Source organism: Luteimonas sp. Soil_C_16 (assembly GCF_057657295.1).
This window is the reverse complement of record NZ_JBDGIS010000002.1, coordinates 342533-362816: the sequence shown is the minus strand read 5'-3', so window position 1 is coordinate 362816 and position 20284 is coordinate 342533. Positions and strand designations below refer to the sequence as shown.

Annotated in this window: 17 protein-coding genes and 1 pseudogene; 11 read left to right on the top strand and 7 right to left on the bottom strand. The window is 67.6% G+C overall.

Going from position 1 to position 20284, the window contains the following annotated elements; all coding sequences use genetic code 11:
• Positions 1–5: 5 nt before the first annotated feature.
• Together AC3A5T_RS05470 and AC3A5T_RS05465 are read right to left on the bottom strand one after the other, a co-directional pair.
• The gene (locus tag AC3A5T_RS05470) at positions 6–1367 is read right to left on the bottom strand and encodes a leucyl aminopeptidase family protein (RefSeq protein WP_487627696.1); all 1362 of its coding nucleotides are present in this window, start codon (positions 1365–1367) and stop codon (positions 6–8) included.
• Between the two features lie 13 nt (positions 1368–1380).
• A complete protein-coding gene (locus AC3A5T_RS05465) occupies positions 1381–2094 on the bottom strand; it encodes an HAD family hydrolase (RefSeq protein WP_487627695.1) in 714 nt (237 codons plus the stop codon).
• Between the two features lie 157 nt (positions 2095–2251).
• On the opposite strand from AC3A5T_RS05465, the gene AC3A5T_RS05460 reads away from it, so the two are divergent.
• A complete protein-coding gene (locus AC3A5T_RS05460) occupies positions 2252–4591 on the top strand; it encodes a winged helix-turn-helix domain-containing protein (protein WP_487627694.1) in 2340 nt (779 codons plus the stop codon).
• Positions 4592–4748: 157 nt separating this feature from the next.
• Positions 4749–7931: a YadA-like family protein gene (locus AC3A5T_RS05455; RefSeq protein ID WP_487627693.1), complete on the top strand. Its 3183-nt coding sequence runs from the start codon at positions 4749–4751 to the stop codon at positions 7929–7931.
• A 33-nt stretch (positions 7932–7964) separates the two neighbouring features.
• Here the strand turns inward: AC3A5T_RS05455 and AC3A5T_RS05450 are convergent, their stop codons facing one another.
• The 5 genes and pseudogenes from AC3A5T_RS05450 to AC3A5T_RS05430 all read right to left on the bottom strand — a co-directional run bounded on the left by AC3A5T_RS05450 (position 7965) and on the right by AC3A5T_RS05430 (position 12081).
• Complete coding sequence (locus AC3A5T_RS05450) at positions 7965–9086, bottom strand: AI-2E family transporter (protein ID WP_487627692.1); 1122 nt, start codon at positions 9084–9086, stop codon at positions 7965–7967.
• Between the two features lie 22 nt (positions 9087–9108).
• On the bottom strand, positions 9109–9702 hold the full coding sequence (locus AC3A5T_RS05445) for a protein sip-5 (RefSeq protein ID WP_487627691.1): 594 nt from the start codon (positions 9700–9702) through the stop codon (positions 9109–9111).
• 53 nt (positions 9703–9755) lie between these two features.
• Positions 9756–10214 (bottom strand): annotated as a pseudogene (locus tag AC3A5T_RS05440) (phage holin family protein); the annotation flags it as partial.
• A gap of 24 nt (positions 10215–10238) precedes the next feature.
• Positions 10239–10595, bottom strand: coding sequence for a hypothetical protein (locus AC3A5T_RS05435; protein ID WP_232134162.1), 357 nt, complete (start codon positions 10593–10595; stop codon positions 10239–10241).
• Between the two features lie 58 nt (positions 10596–10653).
• Positions 10654–12081: a Do family serine endopeptidase gene (locus AC3A5T_RS05430; protein WP_487627690.1), complete on the bottom strand. Its 1428-nt coding sequence runs from the start codon at positions 12079–12081 to the stop codon at positions 10654–10656.
• Positions 12082–12616: 535 nt separating this feature from the next.
• On the opposite strand from AC3A5T_RS05430, the gene AC3A5T_RS05425 reads away from it, so the two are divergent.
• The 9 genes from AC3A5T_RS05425 to AC3A5T_RS05385 all read left to right on the top strand — a co-directional run bounded on the left by AC3A5T_RS05425 (position 12617) and on the right by AC3A5T_RS05385 (position 20214).
• Positions 12617–14767 carry an adenosylcobalamin-dependent ribonucleoside-diphosphate reductase gene (locus AC3A5T_RS05425; RefSeq protein WP_487627689.1) on the top strand — a complete coding sequence of 717 codons (2151 nt, stop codon included), beginning with the start codon at positions 12617–12619 and terminating at the stop codon, positions 14765–14767.
• A gap of 167 nt (positions 14768–14934) precedes the next feature.
• Positions 14935–15630, top strand: coding sequence for a hypothetical protein (locus tag AC3A5T_RS05420; protein WP_487627688.1), 696 nt, complete (start codon positions 14935–14937; stop codon positions 15628–15630).
• A 250-nt stretch (positions 15631–15880) separates the two neighbouring features.
• Positions 15881–16663 (top strand): TSCPD domain-containing protein, encoded by a 783-nt coding sequence (locus AC3A5T_RS05415; RefSeq protein WP_487627687.1) that lies wholly within the window; start codon positions 15881–15883, stop codon positions 16661–16663.
• A 120-nt stretch (positions 16664–16783) separates the two neighbouring features.
• Positions 16784–17170 carry a hypothetical protein gene (locus AC3A5T_RS05410; protein ID WP_487627686.1) on the top strand — a complete coding sequence of 129 codons (387 nt, stop codon included), beginning with the start codon at positions 16784–16786 and terminating at the stop codon, positions 17168–17170.
• The gene (locus AC3A5T_RS05405) at positions 17170–17526 is read left to right on the top strand and encodes a hypothetical protein (RefSeq protein ID WP_487627685.1); all 357 of its coding nucleotides are present in this window, start codon (positions 17170–17172) and stop codon (positions 17524–17526) included. The genes AC3A5T_RS05410 and AC3A5T_RS05405 overlap by 1 nt, the downstream gene beginning before the upstream one ends.
• A 60-nt stretch (positions 17527–17586) precedes the next feature.
• Positions 17587–18270, top strand: coding sequence for a hypothetical protein (locus AC3A5T_RS05400; protein ID WP_487627684.1), 684 nt, complete (start codon positions 17587–17589; stop codon positions 18268–18270).
• Positions 18271–18432: 162 nt separating this feature from the next.
• Positions 18433–19044, top strand: coding sequence for a hypothetical protein (locus AC3A5T_RS05395; RefSeq protein ID WP_487627683.1), 612 nt, complete (start codon positions 18433–18435; stop codon positions 19042–19044).
• A 103-nt stretch (positions 19045–19147) separates the two neighbouring features.
• Complete coding sequence (locus AC3A5T_RS05390; RefSeq protein WP_487627682.1) at positions 19148–19501, top strand: FKBP-type peptidyl-prolyl cis-trans isomerase; 354 nt, start codon at positions 19148–19150, stop codon at positions 19499–19501.
• A 140-nt stretch (positions 19502–19641) separates the two neighbouring features.
• The gene (locus AC3A5T_RS05385; protein ID WP_487627681.1) at positions 19642–20214 is read left to right on the top strand and encodes a YybH family protein; all 573 of its coding nucleotides are present in this window, start codon (positions 19642–19644) and stop codon (positions 20212–20214) included.
• Positions 20215–20284 lie beyond the last annotated feature (70 nt).

Genomic DNA, 20284 nt, shown 5'->3' with positions numbered 1-20284 from the left:
CAGCCTCAGACGCGCGACTTCAGCAGCGCCCACGCCGCGCGCAGGCCCAGCGCCTCGCCGCCCTGCGGATGGCCCGCGCGGCTGCTGTCGTTCCAGGCGTAGGTATCGAGATGCGCCCACGGCGTCTCCGCCGGCACGAAGCGTTCGAGATACAGCGCCGCGGTGACTGCGCCGGCCATGCGTGAGCCGGCATTGGCGAGATCGGCGATGCCGCTGGTGAGGTAACGCAGGTAGGGCCGCCACAACGGCATGCGCCACACCGGATCGCGCGTCGCTTCGCCGCCCGCGATCCAGGCGTTCGCCAGCGCATCGTTGTTGGAGAACAGCGCCGGCAGGTCCGGGCCCAGCGCGATGCGCGCCGCGCCGGTGAGCGTAGCGAAATCGAGGATCGTGTCCGGCGACTGCTCGCCGGCGAAGGTCAGCGCATCGCACAGCACCAGACGCCCTTCCGCATCGGTGTTGTCGATCTCGACGCTGATGCCTTTGCGCGTGGCGATGACTTCGCCGGGACGGAATGCATCCGGGCCGATCGCGTTCTCGACCGCCGGCACCAGCAACGTGATGCGCAGCGGCAGCTTGCGCGACATCACCAGCTCGGCCAGCGCGATCGCGTGCGCCGCGCCACCCATGTCCTTCTTCATGTTGCGCATGCCGTCGGCCGGCTTGAGGTCGAGGCCGCCGGTGTCGAAACACACGCCCTTGCCGACGATCGCGATGTGCGGATGCGCGGCGTCGCCCCAGCTCAGATGCAGCAGGCGCGGCGCGCGATGCGAGGCGCGGCCGACCGCGTGGATCGCCGGAAAATTCTGCTCGAGCAGTGCGTCGCCGACGATGCTGTCGAAGGTTGCGCCATGCGTCTGCGCGATCTCGCGGACCACCGCTTCCATCTGCTCGGGGCCCATGTGCTCGGTCGGCGTGTTGACCAGATCGCGCACGCGCGTGGTCGCGGCGATGACGTCGACGGTCTCGGCATCGGCCGCGTCCACGGCCAGTCGCGCCGGCTTGCGCGCGGTCGTCTTGTAGCGGGTGAAGCGGTACGCGCCGAGTCCCCAGCCCAGCTGCAGCGTCGCCGCATCGTGCGCACCGGCCACGCGCCAGTCGCCTTCCGGCAGGCCGTAGACCGCATGCGCGTAGCTGTCCGGATCGCGTGCATCGCCGATGCCGATCACCGCGCCGTCGAGGCCGCCGTCACCCGGCAGCAATGCCAGCGCACCGGGCGCCGCATCGAAGGCCTGCGCATCGAGCCAGGCCTGCACGAGGGCCGGCTGCGTGTCGCGCCAGGCCGCGTAGCCCTCACGTGTAACGATGTGCAGCGGGCGCGCGTCCTGCGAAGCGGTGGCGAAGAGGTGGGTCGTGGTGTCGGTCATGGGTAAGCCGGAGTCAGGTGCGGTCGGCGATGGCCGGAGCGGCATCGAGCCAGTCGGCGAGCGCGGTGAGCGTGTCGAATTCGAGATCGGGCGTCAGCGTCGGATGTTCCCAGCGCCGGTCTTGGCGATTGATCCAGCAGGTGCGCAGGCCCGCGCGCGCGGCGCCGGCGACGTCCATCTCGATGTGGTCGCCGACGTGCAGCACGTCGCCGTGCGCGCAGCCGAGTCGATCGCAGGCGGCGTGGAAGATGCTCGCGTCCGGTTTGGCGACGCCGTGTTCGCGCGAGCCGAGGGTGAACGCGAACAGATGACCGATGCCCACGCGATCGAGATCCGCGTTGCCGTTCGTCACCGCCGCCACCGGCACCCGCGCGGCGATGCGTTCGAGCGCGGCCAGGCTGTCGGGGTAATACTCGACCTTGTTGCGTTCGGCGTAGAACACCTCGTACGCGGCATCCAGCAGACCGAGATCGCCGCCGCTGTCGCGCAGCGCGTGTTCGATGGTCAGCTGCCGCAGCGCGGACAGGTCGTGCATCAGATGCGCGTTCTCGGCGAACACCCGCGTGCGCAGATCGCGCATCTTCTCGATCGGATACATGTCCGCGGTCGCGGGGCTGTGCGTGCGCAGGAACGCATCGAGCGTCTGCTCGACCCGCGCCCCGATCGGCGCGAACGGCCAGAGGGTGTCGTCGAGATCGAGGGTGATGGCGCGGATGGGGAACGTCATGGGCCCATTGTAACGAGTGGCCGCAACGCGCCTCCGGCACGGGTTCACGGACCGGAGCCGCCGCGGGCACGGCGACCACCTTGGGTCATACTGGACGCGCTGAAGCCGTCACCGGCCGGCCGCGGTGGCAAAGGGCGGCTCGCCATCTCCGATTCCGATGCCGAACGCCTACCGATTCTCCGAGTCCCTGCTCGACTTCGATGCACGCGAACTGCGCCGTGACGGCGTCGTGGTCGTGGTGCCGGCGCGTGTGTTCGCCTGTCTGCAGTATCTGCTCGAACATCGCGAGCGCGCGGTCTCGCGCGACGAACTGGCGATGGCGATCTTCGCCCGCGACAACGTCTCCGATGCGCAGCTGAGCCAGATCATCCTGCGTGCGCGCCGCGCGGTCGGCGACGACGGCCAGGAGCAGCGCGTCATCCGCACGGTGCCGAGTTTCGGGTTCCGCTGGGTGGCCGAGGTGACGCCGGTGGCGGCTGCGGTGCAGGTCGCGCCGCCCGCGCCGGCGTCCGACGTCGCGGCGCCTGCATCGCCGGTCGGCGAGCCCGTGCCGACCGCGCCTGCGCGCCGCGGACGCCTGTTGTCCGCTATCGCAGTGCTGGTCGCGGTGACATTGCTGGCGGCTTCAGCGTGGTGGTGGACGACCGCCCGGCCGCGCCCCGATGCCGCGCCGCAGCCGGGTGCCGGCGCGTTCATCGTGCTGCCCACCGAACTCGACCAGACCGCCGACATCGCGTGGGCGCGACTGGGCCTGATGGATTTCATCGGCGATCGCCTGCGCCGCGCCGGCCTGCCGGTGGCCGCCAGTGAAAGCGTGCTGTCGCTGATGCATGCGCACGACGGCGAGCGCATCGAACCCGCGCGCCTGCGCGACGAAGTGGCCGGCGACTGGGTGGTGCACAGCCGGGCGATGCGCCGCGGCTCGGGCTGGCGGGTCGAGATCACCGCCGAAGGTCGCGACGATGCGTCACGGCACGCCTACGGCGAGCACGCCGATCTGGTGCGCGCGGCCGATCAGGCCTGCGGCCGTCTGCTGGCGGCGTTGGGCCGGGATGCCACCGGGCCGGACGTCGATGCGGGCCTCAGCGAACGGTTGCAGCGCGCGCAGGCCGCATTGCTGAGCAACGAGCTGGACGCGGCCCGGCGCATCCTGGCCGAGGCGCCGCCCGCGCAGCGCAATGATCCAGGCCTGCGGCTGCGTCTGGCACAGGTCGATTTCCGCGCCGGTCTGTATCCGAAGGTCCGCGACGAGGTCGAGCGGCTGCTGCGGATCGAGGCTGCCGACACGCCGCTGTTCCGCGCCCAGGTGTTGCTGCTGCGGGCCGGGATCGACCGCCGGCTCGATCATCGCGTCGCCGCCGAGCGCGACTACACCGAAGTGCTGGCGCTGGTCGGCCCTGCGGGCGACATCGTGCTTCGCGGCGATGCGCTCAACGGCCGCGGCATGGTCCGCTCGCTGCTCGGCCATTACGACGGTGCGCTGGAGGATCTGGGCCAGGCGCGGATCCTGGCCGTGCGCACCGGCGATCCACTGGCCGTCGCCCGGGTCGATGCGAGCCTGGGGTTTCTGGAAAAGGTGCGTGGCCGCCCGGCGCAGGCGGCGGAATACATCGCCCGCACGCTCGGCGAGTTCCGACGCTTCGGCGCGATCTACGAGCTGGTGTCGATGTCGGTGGCACTGGCCGAAACGCAGCTGTTGCTGCTGCAGCCCGACGACGCGCGCGCGAGCATCGAACAGGCCTGGGCGCTGCGCGCGCGCATTTCCGATCCGAGCCAGCTGACCAACATCGCCCTGGGCCGCGCCGAGGCGATGATCCGGCAGGGCGCGTTCGCCGCCGCCGAATCGATGCTGGGCGCCGACGCGGCCGGCCCGACGCTCAACAGCGATCTGCATCGCGCCGATGCCCTGCGGATCGAGATGGCCTGGCGCCGCGGCGATCCCGCGGCGGCCGTCCGGCTCGCCGACCGCGTACTGGCCCGGTGGAATCCCGAGGCGCGGGCGGAACGGTTGTTCCGGGTGCGCTGGATGCGGCACCAGGCGGCGCTGGAAGCCGACCTCCCGCTGCGCGCCGACGACGCCCCGCGCCCGGCCTCCGACGACACCGGCTATGCCTGGGACTGGCTGCTGGTGGCGATGACCGCGCAGGCGCAGGACCGCGATGCCGATGCCGGCCACGCCTACCGCGTCGCGGTGGCGCGTGCCGAGCAGGACGGCGTGCCCGAAGAGGTCGCGCAGGCCGTCTACGCCGGCACGACCTGGCTGCTGGCGCACGACGACCGGGCCGAGGCGACGGCGCTGGTCGGCCGCATCGCGCCCTGGGCGCGCCAGGATTTCGACCTGGCGTTGCTGCAGACCCGGCTGCTGCATGCGATCGGACAGGTCGATGCCTGGTCGATCGCGCTGCAGGATGCGAAGCGTCTGGCCGGCGAGCGGGCCATCCCGGCCGCGTTGCAGACGCCGCCTGCGCTGCCGCCACGCGGCGGCGCAGACCTTTGAACGCAAACGGAAAAATGGAGATGTAATGGATCGGTAACGCGTCAGGAATGGTCTTCTCCGGCGCCGTGCGCCAAGGATCGGGCGTGCCGCACAGCGCGGCGACGCAGGTGGAATGCCCGTTCCGCCGCCACCGTGTCCCACCGAGAGAAGACCCTTCATGACCCGTACGACCCTGGCGCTCGCCATTGCCGCACTTGTTGCCGTCCTGCCGCAGGCACGCGCGCAGACTTCCGAGACCGCAACGGATGCGACGCGACAGCCCGCCGCTGCAGCGACGCCGGCGCCTTCGACGTCGTCCGAGCCCGACGAGGCGAGCGCCGACGCCGAGGCCGACGCCGCCCCGCAGGCCGGTATCGATCCGTACTTCCAGGCCGACGGCGATGCCGGTGCCTCCGCCACCGGCGCATTCGCGACGGCCGCCGGCTCCGGCGCGATCGCGAACGCACCCGGTGCATCGGCGTTCGGCAGCGGCGCGGCGGCGCAGGCGATGCACACGACCGCGGTCGGCTTCGACAGCGCGGCATCGGCCGACTACGCCAGCGCGTTTGGCGCCGGCGCGCAGGCCGCCGCCGACAGTGCGACCGCCATTGGCGGCCAGCTCTACGTAATGAATGGCGAGACCTGGGAAATGGAAGCCTTCGCGACCATCGCATCGGGCCGCGAGAGCGTGGCCGTGGGCGCCGGTGCACGCGCGCTGGCGTACCAGTCGACGGCGATCGGCGCCGGTGCCTATGCCGCCGGCGAGGAGTCGGTGTCGATCGGGGGCAGTGCGCGCGGCGATTCGACGACCGCGGTCGGTGTCATGGCGACGGCGGGCGCCGACCATTCGACCGCGATCGGCAAGGGCGCCACGACCGGTGCGATGCGCACGCTGGCGGTCGGCGGCAGCAGTGCGGCGTTCGGCGACAGCGCCACCGCGCTCGGCCAGGTGGCCCAGGCCTATGGCACGCAGAGCGTGGCACTGGGCTTCCGGAGTCTGGTGGTCGGCGAGGGCGGCATGGCGCTCGGCGCCGATGCGTTCTCGATCGCGACCGGCAGTGTCGCGCTCGGTGCCAACGCCGTCGCCGATCGCGACTTCACCGTCTCCATCGGCGCCGGCGGTGCGGAGCGCCAGCTGGTCAACGTCGCTGCCGGCACGGAGGACACCGACGCGGTGAACCTCGGCCAGCTGCGCGAGGCGACCCGGTACGCCGAATTCTTCGAAGCGACCGGCGGCCCGGACAACCAGCAGCCCGCGACCGTGATGGGCGACTACGGCACGGCCGCCGGATCCGGTGCGCTCGCCGCGTCGATCGGCGCGTCCGCGTTCGGCAGCGGCGCGTTCGCATACGAGAAGCACACGACCGCGATCGGCTTCAACAGCGCGGCGTCGGCCGACTACGCCAGCGCATTCGGCGCCGGTGCGCAGGCCTCTGCCGACAGCGCCACCGCCATCGGTGGCCAGTACTACGTGATGAACGGCGAAACCTGGGAGATGGAAGAGTTCTCGACCATCGCCTCCGGCCGCGAGAGCACCGCAGTGGGCGCCGGCGCGCGCGCACTGGAATACGCGTCGACCGCGATCGGCGCGGGCGCCTATGCCGGCGGCGAGGAATCGGTGTCGATCTCCGGCAGCGCGCAGGGGAATTCGACGACGGCGATCGGCGTGATGGCGACAGCGGCGGCCGATCATTCGACCGCGATCGGCCACGGCGCTGCGGCCGGTGCGATTCGCTCGTTGGCGGTCGGCGGCAGCGCCGGCGCGTTCGCCGACAGCGCCACCGCGCTCGGCCAGGTCGCGCGCGCCTTTGGCGTGCAGAGCGTGGCGTTGGGCTTCCGCAGCCAGTCCGATGGCGAAGGCAGTCTGGCGCTGGGCGTCGACGCGTGGTCCACCGCGATCGGCAGCGTCGCGCTCGGCGCCGGCGCATTCGCCGATCGTGCGAATACGGTGTCGATCGGCGCCGCCGGCGCGGAACGGCAACTGGTCAACCTCGCCGCCGGCACGCAGGGCACCGATGCGGTCAACTTCGACCAGCTCAGCGCCGTCGCCGCGCGCGTGGGCGAAGTCGCCGACAGCGCGATCGGCTACGACGACGCGAGCCGCGGCCGGGTGACGTTCGCCGGCGCGCAGGGCACGGTGCTGACCAATCTCGCCGACGGCGAGCTCGCGGCCGACAGCACCGATGCGGTGACCGGCCACCAGCTGTTCGACACCAACCAGCGCGTCGGCGCGGTGGAAGGCCGGGTCGACGGCATCGAGGACCGCATCGGCGACATCGAAGGCGTGGCCGCGAATGCGGTGGCCTACGACGACGCGCAGCGCGACAGCGTCACGCTGGCGGGCGAGGGCGGCACGCGCCTGGGCAATGTCGCCGCGGGTGCGATCGACGCGTCGAGCCGCGATGCGGTGAACGGCGCGCAGGTGCACGCGGCGATGCAATCGGCGGCGACCGCGTTCGGCGGCGGCACCGTCGTCGATGCCGGTGGCCGCCTGATCGGCAGTGTGTTCACCGTCCAGGGCCGCTTCTACGGCAACGTCGGCGACGCACTGGGTGCGCTCGACGGTGTCATCGCCGGACTCGACGGCCGCATCGGCGCGCTGGAAACCGGCGGCGGTGGCAGCGGCACTGCACCGCCATCCGGCCACGGCGACGGCCTGGCCGTCGGCAACGGCAGCGTCGCGATCGACGGCAACGACACTGCGGTCGGACATGGCGCGATCGTCGAGGCCGAGGGCAGTACCGCGGTCGGCAGCAACGCCTCGATCACGGCCCATGCATCCAATGCCGTCGCGGTCGGTGCCGACGCGCGCGTCGAGGCGGCCTCGGGGACGGCGGTGGGACAGGGCGCGCGCGCGAGCGCCGCAGGCGCAGTCGCACTCGGCCAGGGCGCGATCGCCGACGAGGCGAATACGGTGTCGGTCGGCAATGCGGATCAGAAGCGCCGCGTGACCAACGTCGCCGAGGGCGTCCGCAATAGCGATGCGGCCAATGTGGCCCAGGTGAACGCAGGCGATGCGCGCACGCTGCAGAGCGCCAACGCCTACACCGATAGCCGCTTCGCCGCCTGGGAAGACAATTTCTCGGCGCTGCGCGGCGAGGTCGACGAGCGCCTGCGGCACCAGGATCGCCGCATCGATCGCATGGGGGCGATGAGCGGTGCGTATGCGGGCATGGCGCTCAACACGGCAGGCCTGGCCGGACGCAACCGCGTGGGCGTCGGCGTCGGCGGGCAGGGCGGTGAGCAGGCGATCGCCGTCGGCTACCAGCGTGCGATCGGCAATCGCGCGAGCATTTCGTTCGGCGGCGCCGTCGCCGGCGGCGAGAGCAGCGTGTCGGCAGGCGCCGGTTTCAGCTGGTGAGGATCGGGCCCGTGCCGGCAGCGCCGGCACGGGTCAGGCCAGCAGGCGCGCCCAGCCTTCGAAGCCTTCCACGCGCGCCAGCACCAGCTTCACGCAGACGATCAGCGGCACGGCCAGCAGCAGGCCGACGATGCCCCACATCCAGCCGAACAGCATCAGCGCGAGGATCAGCATCAGCGGCGAGATCGCCATGCGGCGGCCGAGCACGATTGGGGTGACGAACTGCCCTTCGATCGTATGCAGCAGCAGATACACCGCCGCCGGAATCACCGGTGCCCAGGCCGCGTTCGGCCAGGTGCCGTCGTAGCTGACGAAGCCCACCAGCAGCATCAGCAGCACGCCGATCAGCGGACCGACATAGGGCGCGAAGTTCAGCAGTGCGACCACCGTGCCCCACAGCAGGGCGTCCTGCAGCGGCAGCTGCATCCAGAACAGCACGCCGGCGAACACCGCGCCCAGCAGCGTGTTGATGATCGAGATCGTCAGCACGTAACGCGAGATCTCGTGTTCGATGGACTGCATGATGTCGACGGTCAGCTTGCGGCGCTGACGATCGGGCAGCATCGCGATCGCGTTCCGCTGCAGGTTCTCGCCGTAGACCATGAAGAAGAACGTCAGCAGCACGACGGCGAGCACCGAGGCCAGCATCTTCGGCGTCGCGACGATCGTGCGCCACGAACTGTTGTCCTGGATCTGCACGAGCTGCACGCGGCGCTGCGGGCGGTCCTCGGTGGCGCGCGCGAAGGATTCGGCGGCCTGGCTGGCCTGGTGCACTGGCTGCGTCATCGCCTTGAGGCGCGGCGCGAGCGTGCGCAGGGTTTTCGGTGCCTGCTGCACCCATTCGCTGGCCGGGCCGTAGAGTTGCAGGCCGAGTGCGCCGGCACCGGCGATGCCGAGTGTCAGCACCAGCAGGGCGCCGACGAAGCGCGGAATCCACAGCCGGCGCAGCGCGCGGAGCACCGGATTGCCGACCAGCGCGAAGAACACCGCCAGCAGGATCGGCAGGATCACCGTCTGCGCCGCCCACAGCGTCGCCAGCACGGCGAGCGTGGCCAGCACGATGACGGCGGTCGATGCACGCGGGCGCGGGGTGACCGGTGTCGGCGCCGGCAACGGCGCGTCGTCCTCCGGCGGGGGACTGATGGGTGTGCTCATTGGCGGTCCGGGAATCGGGCGCTCAGCGCCCGGATTCCGACAGCTCGGTCGCCGCTTCCGCGGGACGCGGCTGCTCCGACAGCACCGGATCGGGACGCCCGCGATCCGTGCGCGGTGCCGACGTGCCCGCCTCGGGCGTGGCACCCGATGGCGTTGCACGCTGGGTCTGCGTGGCGCCCGAGGACACCACCTGCGCCGCCGCGGCAGCGCCTGCAGCCGCGGCGGCCTGCGTGTCCGCCGAGCCGTCCGTCTTGGCTGCGACATTATCCGCAGCCGCATCGGCCGTCTGCGCCGCGTCGTCCGCGGTTTCGGCCGCTTTCTCCGCGGTCGCCGCGGCCACGGTGGCCTGCACCGACGTCAGCAGGCCCGACAGGGCACTGATCAACTGGATCGACTTCGGACCGCCCAGCTTGCCGAGCTTGGTCAATGCGCGCCGCGGCTCGAGATGACCGGTCGCGAAGCCCATCACCAGACCGGCGATAAGAATGCGCGGCGGCGTCCAGGCTTCGCGCCAGCTCGTGCTCAGGGCGCGGTAGCGGTCGGTGGTCTGCACCACGCGACCGTCCACCAGTGATTCCGCGCGTTCGACGCGGTTCTTGAGGCCTTCGAAATTCATGACGCCTTCGCCTTGTCGGATGCGCGTGCGGGCAAGGACGTCTCGTCCTCATCCTCGTCATCATCGTGTCCGGCTTCGGAGAACATGCCCAGACGCGACAGCTGGCGTCGCGTCGCATGCATGCCGGCATAGTCGAAGAACACCGAGACGCGCCACGCGGCGATCGCGGTGACGACCAGACTGATCAACGTGGCGATCGAGATCGACGCCAGCCACGACAGCCCCCACGACTGCAGCAATGCAATCGCGGCGCCCATCGCGAGCAACCACGCCGATGCGCCGAACACGACGGATACCGCCGACCACGCCAGCGCACGCCCGAGGGCACTGCGCGACAACGCCATGTCGGCCGCGACCAGCTTGCGCAGGGCGCGGCCGCTGTCGAGGCCCGAGCTGAAGGTTTCAGTGGCCGCCGCACGGATGCGGCGGATGCTTTCGTCGAGGTGCGGTGCTTCGCCGGGCGCACGATGTGCGCTGCCGGCGGGTTCCTCGCGCGGGTCTTCCCCGGTCACGCGCTCGGTCACGAAACGCCGCGCTTACTTGCTGCGCGCGAGCTTGGCGATGATCCAGCCGGCCGCGAACGCGGTGCCGAATGCGGCGATCGGACGCTCGCGGATCAGGTCCGCAGCGCTTTCGACCAGATCGCGGCCCTTGTCAAGCAGCACGTCGTACTGTTCCTTGGCGGCGGTGCCACCTTCCTCGAACGCGGCGACACCGGCGATCGCGGAATCGGCGAGGTCGGACTTCACGGTCGCACGGCCGAGCTTGAGCTCGTCACCGGCCACGCTGGCGGCGTTCTTGACCGCGGCGCCTGCATCGCGGGCGGCCTGGGCAAGGTGCGAACCTGCCTCGCCAAGATGGGTCTTCACCGCGTCGGTCGAAGTGGGGCTCATGGTCGTGCTCCTGTCAGTTGAACGGTGCCGCGCAGAGCGCGCGGCACGGGGGATTGGGTCAACGCATGATCACGTCGGCGATGCGTCCGCGACGTGAAATGCGCAGCACCAGATCGGACGGACGGTCGGCCAGCGAGTCGCGGAAACCCGCGAGATCACGGAACTGGCCACTGTTCGCCGCGAGGATCAGATCGCCTTCGCGCAGGCCGCTCTGGAACGCGCGGCTGCCGGCTTCCACCGCCTCCACCAGCACGCCGCCGGCGCGCTGGTTCTGGCGACGCAATGCTTCCGGCAGGTCGGCGAACATCGCGCCGGCCAGACGCGCATCCACGCTCGCGCCGTCGCGCGGCAGTGCGGTCAGGCGCGTGTCGATCTTCACCGTGCGGCCGTCGCGCAACACGTCCAGCGTCACCGGCGTATCGAGTGCCTGCAGGCCCTGGAAGTTGCGCAGCGATTCGCTGTTGTCGATGCGCTCGCCGTTCGCGGCCACCACCACGTCGCCGGTGCGCAGGCCCGCGCGCGCTGCGGGCGAACCGCCGTAGACGCGCGTGATCACCGCGCCGCGTGGCGTGTCGAGACCGAGGCCCTGCGCGATGCGCGCATCCACCGTCTGCGTGTCGATGCCCAGCGTGCCGCGCTGCACGCTGCCGGTCGTCGCCAGCTGCATCATCACGTTGCGGGCCAGGCCGATCGGAATCGCGAAGCCCAGGCCGATGTTGCCGGCCATGCTGCCGCGCGTGTTGAAGCTCGCGGTGTTGATGCCGACCAGCTGACCGCGCAGGTTCACCAACGCGCCGCCGGAATTGCCCGGATTGATCGACGCATCGGTCTGGATGAAGTTCTGGAACCCCACGCCCGGCACGTTGCTGCGGCCCACCGCGGAGATGATGCCCGAGGTCACCGTCTGCCCGAATCCGAACGGATTGCCCACCGCGACGACGAAATCGCCGACCTGCAGATTCGCGTCCTGCGCCAGCGGAATCGCGGTGAGGTTGTCGGCCTTGATCCGCATCAGCGCGACATCGGTGTCGACGTCCGAGCCGATGAATTCCGCCTCCACCGTGCGGCCGTCGGACAGCGTCACCGACACGTCGTCCGCGCCTTCGATCACGTGGTGGTTGGTCAGCACGTAGCCCTGCTGCGCATCGACGATCACGCCCGAACCCAGCGACTCGTTCATCCGCTCCTGGTCGAGCTCGGGAAACATGCGACGGAAGAAGGGGTCGTTGCCGAACGGACTCACGCGCACGCGCTGCTTGGCATGCACCGACACCACCGACGGCGTCACCGTCTTGAGCATCGGTGCCAGCGACGGCAGCGGCGCGCCGTCGACCGCTGCAGGCAGGGCGGCCATCGTCGGCACCGCGGCAACCGTGGCCGGGGTCGCGCCCGCGGGTTGCTGCACCACGTCGCGGATCGCGGTTGCGGCGAATCCGCCGAACGCGGCGGCGCAGGTCAGGGCGAGAAGTGTGGTCTTGGCGCGCATGGAGCGTCCCCTGTCGGCAGTGCGTCGGATGATCGACGCCGGAGCGTGGAAAACGGGTCGAAGACGGTCTCGAAGCACCGTCTGCGGGGCCAGCAGTGTGGCCCGCAGCGTTTGAATCGGTGTTGAAAGCCGCATTCAGATGATGCGCCGCAATACCCGCGGCGACATCTGTCATAGGTCCTGCCGACAATCGCCGGTCGCCCGGATTTCCGGTTGACACCGATCGGAGTCCGGGCGTAGCGTGGACCCCCGTTGCCGCCACTACATATTGGGTGTCGGCGTTGGAAATTCCCAACACATGGGGCTTTCAACGGTCAGCGACACTTCGCAGCAAAGGGGATGCACGCGATGGGTTCGAACGCCAGGGAGACGACGGCGCCCGGCCGCAACCGGCACTGCGCCTGCACCCGCACCACTGTTTTGAATTCCGCACGGATCGACGGCGCCTGATGCGCCGACGGTCCGCTCGCGTCCGCAACACGTACACGACAGGCGACCGGTCCACACCGGCGCGATTCCAGGAGCGCACAGCAGCATGAGCACGGTTCGCCTCGCGGCGGTGAAGTCCGATCCCGGTCCGGAAATTCCGATGCAGCCCGCGTCGGACGACATCTGGGACAAGAAGTACCGCCTCAAGACCAAGCAGGGCGTGGCCGTGGATGCCGACATCGACGGCACCTACCAGCGCGTGGCGAAGGCGCTCGCCGAAGCCGAGACCACCGTCGAGAAGCAGCGCCACTGGCACGAACGGTTCCTGTGGGCGCTGCGCCGCGGTGCGATTCCCGCCGGCCGCATCACCTCCAACGCCGGCGCGCTGGAACACAAGCCCGCGACCAGCACGATCAACTGCACCGTGTCGGGCACCATCGTCGATTCGATGGACGGCATCCTCGAGAAGGTCCACGAGGCCGGCCTCACGCTGAAGGCCGGCTGCGGCATCGGCTACGAGTTCTCCACGCTGCGGCCCAAGGGCGCGTTCGTCGCCGGCGCCGGCGCGTACACCTCCGGCCCGATGTCCTTCATGGATATCTACGACAAGATGTGTTTCACCGTCAGTTCCGCCGGCGGTCGTCGCGGCGCGCAGATGGGCACTTTCGATGTCAGCCATCCCGACGTGCGCGACTTCATCCGTGCCAAGCGCGAGGACGGACGCCTGCGCCAGTTCAACCTCTCGCTGCTGATCACCGACGGGTTCATGGACGCCGTCGACACCGACGCCGACTGGCCGCTGGTGTTTCCGATCAACGAGAAGGAAACCGGCGATTTCGATCTCGCCGACGCCGAGCAGGTGATCTGGCGCGAATGGCCGCAGACCAAAGGCTACGTGTCCCGCGACGATGGCCTCGTCGCCTGCAAGGTCTACGGCAAGGTCCGCGCGCGGCACCTGTGGGACATGATCATGGTCTCGACGTACGACTACGCCGAGCCGGGGTTCATCCTCATCGACCGCGTCAACGAGATGAACAACAACTGGTGGTGCGAGACCATCCGCGCGACCAATCCCTGCGGCGAGCAGCCGCTGCCGCCCTATGGCGCCTGCCTGCTCGGCTCGGTCAACCTCACCAAGTTCGTGCGCGAGCCCTTCACCGAGCGCGCGCGCTTCGACTGGGAGGAATACAAGGAAGTCGTGCGCGTCTTCACCCGCATGCTCGACAACGTGGTCGAGGTCAACGGGCTGCCGCTGCAGAAGCAGCGCGACGAGATCCTGCGCAAGCGCCGCCACGGCATGGGCTTCCTCGGTCTCGGCAGCACGCTGACCATGCTGCAGATGAAATACGGCGAGCCAGATTCCTGCGAGTTCACCGAGCGCATCGCGCGCGAGATGGCCGTCGCCGGCTGGGAAACGGGCCTGACCCTGGCGCAGGAAAAAGGCCCGGCGCCGATCATGGAAGAGCGCTTCGAAGTCACCGCGGCCATGCTGCGCAAGCGCCCGGAAATGGCGAAGGACGGCTGGAAGCTCGGCCAGGAAATTCCCGGCAAGGTGTTGCACGCCAAGTACTCGCGCTACATGCAGAAGATCGCCGAGGTCGCGCCCGATCTCGTCGACCAGCTGGCCGAGTCCGGCGCGCGTTTCACCCACCACAGCTCGATCGCGCCCACCGGCACCATCTCGCTGTCGCTGGCCAACAACGCCTCCAACGGCATCGAGCCGTCGTTCGCGCACCACTACAGCCGCAACGTGATCCGCGAAGGCAAGAAGTCCAAGGAGAAGGTGGACGTCTTCTCGTTCGAGCTGCTGGCCTACCGCGAACTCGTCAATCCGAAGGCCATGCCGTACTCGGACGATGCCGATGCGCAGCTGCCGGACTACTTCATCGCCGCCGACGACATCACGCCCAAGGCGCACGTCGACGTGCAGGCCGCCGCGCAGATCTGGGTGGACAGCTCGATCTCCAAGACCGCGAACGTCCCGACGGATTACCCGTACGAGGACTTCAAGGACATCTACCGCTACGCCCACCAGCGCGGCCTCAAGGGCTGCACCACGTTCCGCTTCAACCCCGCGGCGTTCCAGGGCGTGCTGGTGAAGGAGGCGGATCTGGCCAACACCACCTACCGCTTCGAGCTGGAAGGCGGCGAGGTGCTGGAAGTCGCGGGTAACGAGCAGATCGAATACGACGGCGAAATGCACACCGCCGCCAATCTGTTCGACGCGTTGAAGGAAGGGTATTACGGCAAGTTCTGAGCCGTGCCGCGACGCGTCGGCGGCAACGCCGGCGCGGAAACGGCAACACGCTGTGCAGTGGCATCACCGTCGTCTCCGCAATTGCTGCTCCCCTGTGCACCGGCTTCGCGCTACATTTCCGCCGCGGACGAAGTGCTCCGTAAAGTTCACTGACGAGGACACCGATAATGAGTAACGGAAACGGGGTTGCAGACACCCTGACGCACGCCGCCGAAGACGTCGCCGAGAAGGCGAAGGAAATCGTCGCAGAGGTCAAGAAACGCGCGAACGCTGTCGCGAAATCCGCGAAGAAGAGCGCGCAGGACGCAGAGAAGACCGTCACCAAGCGCGTCACCAAGGTGCGCAAGGCCGCGACCAAGCGCGCCGAAACCGCGAGCAAGGCCGTGAGCAAGCGCGTGACCGCGGTGAAGAAGAAGCTCGCCGCCGCCAAGAGCGCCGCCTCGTCCGAGATCGCCGCGCTCAAGCGCAAGGGCGCCGGCAAGACCGCCGCGAAGAAGGCCACCAAGAAGACCGCCAAGAAGACGACGGCGAAGAAGGCCACCGCGAAGAAGGCCACGGCCAAGAAGGCAGTCGCCAAGAAGTCGGTCGCCAAGAAGGCACCGGCGAAGAAGGCCGCCACCCAGAAGTCGGCGACCCGCAAGACCGCCGCCAAGAAGGCCGCGACCACCCGCAAGGTCAACGCGACCAAGAAGACCGTCAAGAAAGCGGTGAAGAAGGTCGCCAAGAAGGCCGCCGCCAAGACCGCGACCGCCAAGCGCAGCGTCGCCGCCCGCAAGGGCGTCGCCAAGAAGACGGTCAAGACCGCCAAGCGTTCGGTCGCCGCCAAGAAGGGCGCCACCAAGCGCGCGTCGAAGAAGGCCTGATCCATCCGCTTCAAAGCCCCTCTCCCTCCGGGAGAGGGGTTGGGGTGAGGGAGGGACGACGTCCCGATCTCCACCACTCAGTTCTAACGCCCCTTTCCCAATGGGAGCGGGGTTGGGGTGAAGGAACGACGACGTCCCAATCCCGAACCACGCACCACCCATCCTCCAGAACATCCGTCGCGACAGCTGCCCGTCGCCGCCGAACGCGTCCCAAGCCGTACCGACAACCGCCCCACCCAGGACACCCGCCATGGCCGTCAAGATCGACCGCAAGATCACCGGATACGCCGTCGTCAAGCCGGAGGACAAGCCCGTCGAAGGCACGTCCGTCCCACGCGAGATCGTCGAGGCGGAACTCCCCAAGGCCGACGTCATCCACATGCACGAGCGCATCGAGCGCCCGGACGTCCTGATCGGCAGCACCTACAAGATCAAATCCCCGCTGGTCGAACACGCCATGTACGTGACGATCAACGACATCGTGCTCAACGCCGGCTCCGAGCACGAACAGCGTCGCCCGTTCGAGATCTTCATCAACTCCAAGTCGATGGACCACTTCCAGTGGATCGTCGCGCTGACGCGCATCATGTCCGCCGTGTTCCGCAAGGGCGGCGACGTGACCTTCCTCGTCGAGGAAATGCGCGCCGTGTTCGACCCCAAGGGCGGCTACTTCAAGGCCGGTGGCGTGTACATGCCGTCGCTGGTCGCCGAGCTCGGCATGATCGTCGAGGACCACCTCAAATCGATAGGCATGATGCACGACCCGGAAATGTCCGACGCGCAGAAAGCCCTGATCGCCGAGAAGCGCAAGCAGATCGCCCAGCGCGAAGGCTCAAAAAAAAACAGTGACGTGAGCGGCGCGCCGCGCGCGCCCAGCAGCGCCGACGATCACCCCGAAGACATCGAAATCACCGGCGACGGCGCGAGTTTCCCGCCGTCCGCGACCATGTGCCACAAGTGCAGCACGAAGGCGCTGGTGCTGATGGATGGGTGTGCGACTTGTTTGAACTGTGGTTACTCGAAATGCGGCTGAACTAGGTAAAGGGCCAGTTGCATGCAGATAATGGACGTCGTGAGTGTAGGGGGCTTCGCTCTCACGTTGGTAGGAGTTGCTTTTTCGATTCGGGAGGCGCGACGCGCGCGATTGGCGTCGATGAGTGCGAAGGAATCAGCGGAACGTGCACGCGACGCAAGCTTGAGATCAAGCGCAGTTGTTGACTTAACGCATATCATAAAAGCGCTTAGTGAATTAAAGACGCTGCATAGAACTGGCGCTGTTGAAGTTCTGCCGGCGCGCTATGAGGCGCTGAGGCTTAGTATTGTTTCGCTAAGAAATGGACCGATATTTAACAGCGATGATGTGCAGAAATCTTTGCAGGGATTAGTCACCCGGCTTGCGGGAGTTGAGCGTTTAATTGATCAAGGTGTTTCAGAGGTGGAGTTCGCTGCAAACGTGCCTCGACTAAATGCTCAAATTACCAAATCAATTGATCAGCTGCAGGTCTACCTTGTGGAATCTGCGCACACGGAGACGCATTAATGAGCGATATGAAATTGGCGCGGCTTGTCGTGGCGCTAGCAGACAAGACGAATGAGGGCTCTCTTCCTTGGGAGGAAACCGAACGTCAAGGCGTGTATCAAGTTTCTTTTCCTCGCAGTACGGTGAGAATTCTCGTGCGCGAGAGTCGTCGAAATCGAGGGGAGGAAGAGGTAATTATCTCGATCTTAAATTCTCTTGGCGGCGCTGTCGAAGAGATAAGTGATGAAACGATTGAGGGTATTGAAGCTCCGTATAATTTATTGAAGGGAATGTACGAACTGGCGCGGAGGAAAGCGGTCGGTGTCGATGAAACAATCGATTCGCTGCTGGATGACTTGGATAGCGGGCTTTACTAGAAATAACGGGGTCAGTTTCACTTATATTTTTTATTTTAACTGAGGGGACGAGACGAGGCCATGGATCAGGCGCCCCTGACATTCGCATTGCTGGACGCCCAAATCGAGGCTGTGCCCGACGGGCCGGTCGCGACGCTCAACACGCCGCAGTGGATTCGCCCTTGGACGCTGGTTGGCGTTCTGGGTGCAGTGCTGGGCTTGCTGCCCTCGCTGTTGATCCAGTGGTTCGCGCCGGCACAGTGGATGGTCTGGATGTCGAAGGCCGGGCTGATCGTCATGGCGATCGGATTCGCCCCGGGGTTCGTGCGCAACGTTTTCGTGCTGTGGCGTGAGGTCCGTACGCATCGGCAAGGGCTGATCGCACAGGTCGACCATGATGTCGGTGAGTTCCGTGCGTTGGCGACACGGCTTGCCGCGTACCCCAGGGGTGAGCTGGAAGCGCAGGCGCGCGCTGCGCGGATGGCGTACGAACGCCTGGGGTCGCGGCTGATCATGCTGATTGGCGGTGTCGAGCGGCTCGGTCTGCTGCCACTTCTGTTGTCGCTGTTCGTCGTGCTGCGCAACTGGCGAGACCTGCTGACATTGCCCGGCTGGATGTCGTTCTTCGCGATCATGGCTGCGATCCTCTGGGTGATCGGCTGGGCCGGCGCCGAGTTCCGCAGGCGGTTGCAGTTCTATGGCTACCTGCTCGACGAAGCGCTGATTGTTCAACGCGAGCATGCTGCTGAGACCGTTGGCACTTGAGTTAACGGTGTCAGGTTCACTTACCGGCTCAAGGGCTCAAGGCGCCGGTTCGACTTCAATTATCTGTTTGAGAATGGTGGCAGATTGCGGCCAAAATCTAACGCGGTGAATCCTGGGGGGGCGATGTTAAGAGCAATGTGTGCAGTCACGATGTTGTTCGCAATGCTGCTGCCTGGAGGCGCGTTGGCGACGGCGCAGGTGGCCGACCGTATCCAGATCGATGGCGAGGCGCACTTGCTTCACACCAATCCATTGGCCTCGTATCTACGCGAGCGGAACTGGAAACCGCCGCGGGACGCCATGTGGTCTACCGCGAACTGGCGTGGCTACGTCGCTCACTGGGAGATCTCAGACGGCCAGCTGGTCCTGAAAGACGTCACTGTCCGCATTGCAGTCGGTGAGAGCCGCGAAGATGCCGAAAAGAGCATTTTGCCTACGCTTTTCCCTGCGTCCCAGCGAGTGGTCGCGAGTTGGTACAGCGGCGCGCTCGTTGTGCCGGAGGGCCAAGTGAAGAACTACGTCCACATGGGCTACGGCTCCACGTTCGAGCGCTATCAAGTGCTGCGAGTCGCATCCGGGCGCGTGCTGGAGCATCTCCATCTATCCGCCGAAGCGTTCGAGGCCTACAGGGCTGAGAAGTTCAGGATGTTCACCGGGACGAAGGCGTACCGCGAAATGCTGGAGCGTCTGCGCAATTCGGGGGACGGTAGAACCGAAGCGGATGCACGGGATTTCATCAGGGACTTTGCGGCCGAGGAGTACCTGGCGCTTTGAAGCTGCGACGCGAGGCCGGGGACGCTCGAACTGCGGAAGAATCCGGCTTCCGACGTACCCGCTAAACTGCGCGCCCGTTTCCGCATTCGACAAGGATCCCCCCATGACCTCCATCACCACGCCGTCCGGCCTGCAGTACGAAGACACCGTCGTCGGCACGGGCAAGGAAGCGCAGCCCGGCCGCAACGTGACCGTGCATTACACGGGCTGGTTGTTTGATAACGGTGTGCAGGGCGCGAAGTTCGATTCGAGCAAGGATCGCGATGAGCCTTTCATCTTTCCGCTGGGCGGCGGCATGGTCATCAAGGGCTGGGATGAAGGCGTGCAGGGCATGAAGGAAGGCGGCCAGCGCACGCTGATCATTCCGGCCAACCTCGGCTACGGCGCACGCGGCGCCGGTGGCGTCATTCCGCCCAATGCCACGCTGAAGTTCGACGTGGAACTGCTTGGCGCCTGAATCGGCAGTGCACGTGCGGCGCCGAGCGTCTTCGCGTCAAGCGGCCGGATCCGATCGCAACTGACGTATGGAGTCGAGGGCGTTTCGATGTTTGCAGCGCTTGAAGTCTTTCAGGACGCGCAGCGCGTGGGGAGTCGGAAATGGGTGTCGAGTCCGGAGTGAAACCAGCGGGTGAATCACTCCGGGCGGGTGCGCGGCGGCATGGCTTGCGGTCGGCCTTGCGCCGGCTGGCCGGTGCAACGTGTCTCGTCGTCCTGTGTGCGTGGTCGAGTCTGGCGGTGGCCGCGCCGGCGGCACCGTCCCCGACGACCGTGCAGGCGGAACTTCAGCCCTTGCTCGACGAGATGCTGGCGGCCGCCAATGCCCACGACACGGACCGCTTCATGCGGATGTACGCCAGACAGCCGGACACCGTGCTGGTGTTCGACGACATCACGTTGCGCGGCTGGCAGGCCATTCACGACGCACAGCTGGACTGGTGGGACCACGGCAAATCCGATGCGGTGTACCGCGCGCCGTCACCGCCTCGGATCACGCCGATCAGTGCGGACGTGGTGGCGACGCTGCAGACGCTGGAGGTCACGAGCACGACGCCGGCTGGCGCGAAAGCGGATGCGCGCGTGTTCGCCACGTCGATCTGGAAGCGGCTGCCCGAGGGCTGGCGGATCGTACTCGCGCACGAGTCGCTGCTGATGGCGCCGGCAACGCCCTGAGGACTGTGCCAGCACCGTTCGATGCGCTGTGCGGGAGCGCGCGAGAGGTCGGTTGGCGTCCTGCATCCGG

Coding starts and splice junctions, on each gene's coding strand:
- AC3A5T_RS05470 (WP_487627696.1), bottom strand. CDS start 1,367: ATGACCGACACCACGACCCACCTCTTCGCCACCGCTTCGCAGGACGCG.
- AC3A5T_RS05465 (WP_487627695.1), bottom strand. CDS start 2,094: ATGACGTTCCCCATCCGCGCCATCACCCTCGATCTCGACGACACCCTC.
- AC3A5T_RS05460 (WP_487627694.1), top strand. CDS start 2,252: ATGCCGAACGCCTACCGATTCTCCGAGTCCCTGCTCGACTTCGATGCA.
- AC3A5T_RS05455 (WP_487627693.1), top strand. CDS start 4,749: ATGACCCGTACGACCCTGGCGCTCGCCATTGCCGCACTTGTTGCCGTC.
- AC3A5T_RS05450 (WP_487627692.1), bottom strand. CDS start 9,086: ATGAGCACACCCATCAGTCCCCCGCCGGAGGACGACGCGCCGTTGCCG.
- AC3A5T_RS05445 (WP_487627691.1), bottom strand. CDS start 9,702: ATGAATTTCGAAGGCCTCAAGAACCGCGTCGAACGCGCGGAATCACTG.
- AC3A5T_RS05435 (WP_232134162.1), bottom strand. CDS start 10,595: ATGAGCCCCACTTCGACCGACGCGGTGAAGACCCATCTTGGCGAGGCA.
- AC3A5T_RS05430 (WP_487627690.1), bottom strand. CDS start 12,081: ATGCGCGCCAAGACCACACTTCTCGCCCTGACCTGCGCCGCCGCGTTC.
- AC3A5T_RS05425 (WP_487627689.1), top strand. CDS start 12,617: ATGAGCACGGTTCGCCTCGCGGCGGTGAAGTCCGATCCCGGTCCGGAA.
- AC3A5T_RS05420 (WP_487627688.1), top strand. CDS start 14,935: ATGAGTAACGGAAACGGGGTTGCAGACACCCTGACGCACGCCGCCGAA.
- AC3A5T_RS05415 (WP_487627687.1), top strand. CDS start 15,881: ATGGCCGTCAAGATCGACCGCAAGATCACCGGATACGCCGTCGTCAAG.
- AC3A5T_RS05410 (WP_487627686.1), top strand. CDS start 16,784: ATGAGTGCGAAGGAATCAGCGGAACGTGCACGCGACGCAAGCTTGAGA.
- AC3A5T_RS05405 (WP_487627685.1), top strand. CDS start 17,170: ATGAGCGATATGAAATTGGCGCGGCTTGTCGTGGCGCTAGCAGACAAG.
- AC3A5T_RS05400 (WP_487627684.1), top strand. CDS start 17,587: ATGGATCAGGCGCCCCTGACATTCGCATTGCTGGACGCCCAAATCGAG.
- AC3A5T_RS05395 (WP_487627683.1), top strand. CDS start 18,433: ATGCTGCTGCCTGGAGGCGCGTTGGCGACGGCGCAGGTGGCCGACCGT.
- AC3A5T_RS05390 (WP_487627682.1), top strand. CDS start 19,148: ATGACCTCCATCACCACGCCGTCCGGCCTGCAGTACGAAGACACCGTC.
- AC3A5T_RS05385 (WP_487627681.1), top strand. CDS start 19,642: ATGGGTGTCGAGTCCGGAGTGAAACCAGCGGGTGAATCACTCCGGGCG.